This is a genomic window from Gordonia effusa NBRC 100432 (assembly GCF_000241305.1).
Taxonomy (GTDB): domain Bacteria; phylum Actinomycetota; class Actinomycetes; order Mycobacteriales; family Mycobacteriaceae; genus Gordonia; species Gordonia effusa.
Genome location: NZ_BAEH01000117.1, coordinates 1 through 2,774 on the forward strand (window position 1 = coordinate 1; position 2,774 = coordinate 2,774).

A 2,774-nucleotide genomic window follows, 5' to 3' on the forward strand; every position below is an offset into this window, starting at 1 on the left:
AGACCGGGTGAGACGAACAATATTGCCCGGCAACAGAGTTCGGCGTGCGAGGTCTCGATACACCCGACTCGGCTAACGCCTCGCCGGGCACTCGACCAACGGTAGATGGGCACAGCTAACGCCTCGGCGGGCGCTCGACCAGCGGAGGTCGTGACATTGCTATCGGCGGTGGGCACTCGATCAGCGGTAAGAACCGACTATCTCGGCAAGATGCCGTCCAGCACGACCGACAGATATTGATCCGCTATCTGCTCGACCGACATCGCGCCGCCCGGACGGTACCAACGCACCGCTACCCACACGGTGTCGCGCATAAAGCGGTAGACCAGCTCGATATTGAGATCCGCGCGGAATTCGCCGTCGGCAACGCCGCGCTCGAGAACTGAATGCCACAACCGACGAAACTCGCGGTTGCGTTCATCGATATATGCGAAACGTTCCTGTCCGGCAAGGCGTTTCGCTTCATCTTGGTAGATAGCGACAGCGTGGTGATCGACGTCGATCGCCTCGAATGAGGCAATCACCAACTGCCGCAAGGTTTCCGCCGCCGATGCCCCAGCCGCGGCAATCTCTTGATAACGCGCGAACAGCGAATCGAGGAAGCGCCTCAGCAATTCGTCGACGATTGCTTCTTTGGAATCAAAGTGGTGATACAGACTGCCAGACAGGATTCCCGCGGAGTCAGCGATATCGCGTACGGTTGTCGAGCGAAGCCCCTGTTCGGCGAACATCTTGCCGGCCATCACCAGGAGTTCGTCGCGACGGCTCGATCCAGCCGAAATCTTGCTTACCATGCCGGAAGTCTACCAAGCACTTGCTTGGTAGACTGTCCGGCATCGCTGGTAAGTGGCTCAGCGCTTGGCGTTGCGCTTGAACGACTTCGCGTTCCAGCGGCGCCACACCTTCATCTGCACCTCGGTCATCTTCTTGTCCCGCGAGGTGTATGGCGGCGCCATCAACTCGGCGAAGCTCAGCGGCATCGACGACACGGTGACCGCGCGGGCGTGACTGAATGTCTCGAACCCGAACTCGCCGTGGTAATTACCCATACCGCTGCGCCCGACGCCGCCGAATGGCAGATGGCCGCTGACGAGATGGAGTGCGAAATCGTTGCCGCTGATCGAACCGCTGCGGGTACGGTCCGCCACGCGAGCCAAGTTCTCGTTGTCATCGCCGACCCAGTACAGCGTCAGCGGATGCGGGTGCGCGTTGATCTGGTCGATCGCTTCGGAGATGTCGCGGTACGGGTACACCGTGAGCACCGGACCGAAGACCTCGTCTTCCTCGATCTTCATACCGGCCTTGACGTCGGTGAGCAGCGTCGGCGGGATCTTGCGGGCGTCGGCGTCGGGAAGCGACTCGCCCGCCGGGATGGCCTGTCGCTTAGTCGCGCCGAGTTCGACAGCGTCGTCGATCAGCCCGACGATGCGGGTGTAGTTCTTCTCGTTGACCGTCGAGGTGTACTCGGGGTTGCGGGCGATCGTCGGGAAGTTCTTGCGCCAGCGCTCGATGACCTTGTCCGAGAATTCGCCGACCTTGGACTCAGGCACGAATACGTAGTCGGGGCACAGGCAGACCTGGCCGCCGTTGACCATGCGGGCATCGGCGAGGAACTTGGCTGCTTTCGCGATGTCGGTCTCAGGGTCGACGATGGCTGGATTCTTGCCGCCAAGTTCGAGCGTGACCGGCACCAGGTTCTTCGCGGCCTCCTGCGCGACGGACGCGCCGACCTCCGGCGAACCGGTGAAGAACATGTGGTCGACCTTGAGCTTCGCGAAATCCGAGCCACCACCATGCTTGCTGGTGACGACGGCGAGCTCTTCGATCGAGAAGTAGTCGGGAGCGTGTTTCGCGATGACCGCGGTGGTCTTCGCGGTGACCGACGACGGACGCATGAGCACACGGTTACCCGCGGCGAAAGCGGAGCCGGCCGGAACGATGGTCAGCTGGAGCGGGAAGTTCCACGGCCCCATAATTCCGACGACACCGAGCGGGTCGTGGCGTAGCCGCTGCTTGAAACCAAGCAGTCCCTGGAATTTGGCGACATTGGTCTCCTTCATCCACTTCTCGACCGAACGACGCTGGTGGGTGAGGTCGATCATGCAGCCGGCGACATCGGCGGCGATCGACAGATCGGCCGGCCGGGTCCCGAAGTCGGCGTTGAGCGCCTCGGTGATCTCGTCGGTGTTGTCGAGCAGCAGGGCCTGCAGCCGGTTGATGCGATCGATCCGCGTGCGGACGTCGGGAATTCCATCGCGCAGGAACGCGGCCTGCTGGATTTCCAGCAGTTCGTTCAGCGTGCGCTCTTCTGAGGACACCCGCCCGGTTGTTGCGGTGCCGACTTCGGCTGGTTTGGTCATGGACGTGCCCCTTGCTCGACGTTTTGGAACAGTTTTCTACAGATGTCTCATCATACTATGCGCTGGATCACTTTGATGTGGTGACGTCCGTTGTCAGTTTAGGACGTGGGCGTCGGCTTAACCAGGTCGCGAGTTCAGGACGACGCGCGGTTGTGGTTGCGGCCGAAGATCATCTCACCGAGTCTCGATACACCGGCGAGCTCGCAGGCTCGCACGACGGCACTCGACCACCCAGGAAGTCGAGTCCGGCAGCCCAGGGTGGTTGCGGCCAAAAGTCATCTCACCGAGTCTCGATACACCGGCGAGCTCGCAGGCTCGCACGACGGCACTCGACCACCCAGGAAGTCGAGTCCGGCAGCCCAGGGTGGTTGCGGCCGAAGGTCATCTCACCGAGTCTCGATACACCGCCGAGCT

At 61.9% G+C, this 2,774-nt stretch carries 2 protein-coding genes; both read right to left on the bottom strand.

Going from position 1 to position 2,774, the window contains the following annotated elements; translation table 11 throughout:
* Positions 1-197: 197 nt before the first annotated feature.
* Complete coding sequence (locus tag GOEFS_RS20285; protein ID WP_007319830.1) at positions 198-794, bottom strand: TetR/AcrR family transcriptional regulator; 597 nt, start codon at positions 792-794, stop codon at positions 198-200.
* A 57-nt stretch (positions 795-851) separates the two neighbouring features.
* Entirely contained in the window at positions 852-2,360 is a 1,509-nt protein-coding gene (locus GOEFS_RS20290) for an aldehyde dehydrogenase family protein (protein WP_007319831.1), read from the bottom strand.
* Between the last annotated feature and the right edge of the window lie 414 nt (positions 2,361-2,774).

Bases quoted from the DNA above. Each gene is read 5' to 3' on its own strand.
- GOEFS_RS20290 (WP_007319831.1), bottom strand. From the start codon at position 2,360: ATGACCAAACCAGCCGAAGTCGGCACCGCAACAACCGGGCGGGTGTCC.
- GOEFS_RS20285 (WP_007319830.1), bottom strand. From the start codon at position 794: ATGGTAAGCAAGATTTCGGCTGGATCGAGCCGTCGCGACGAACTCCTG.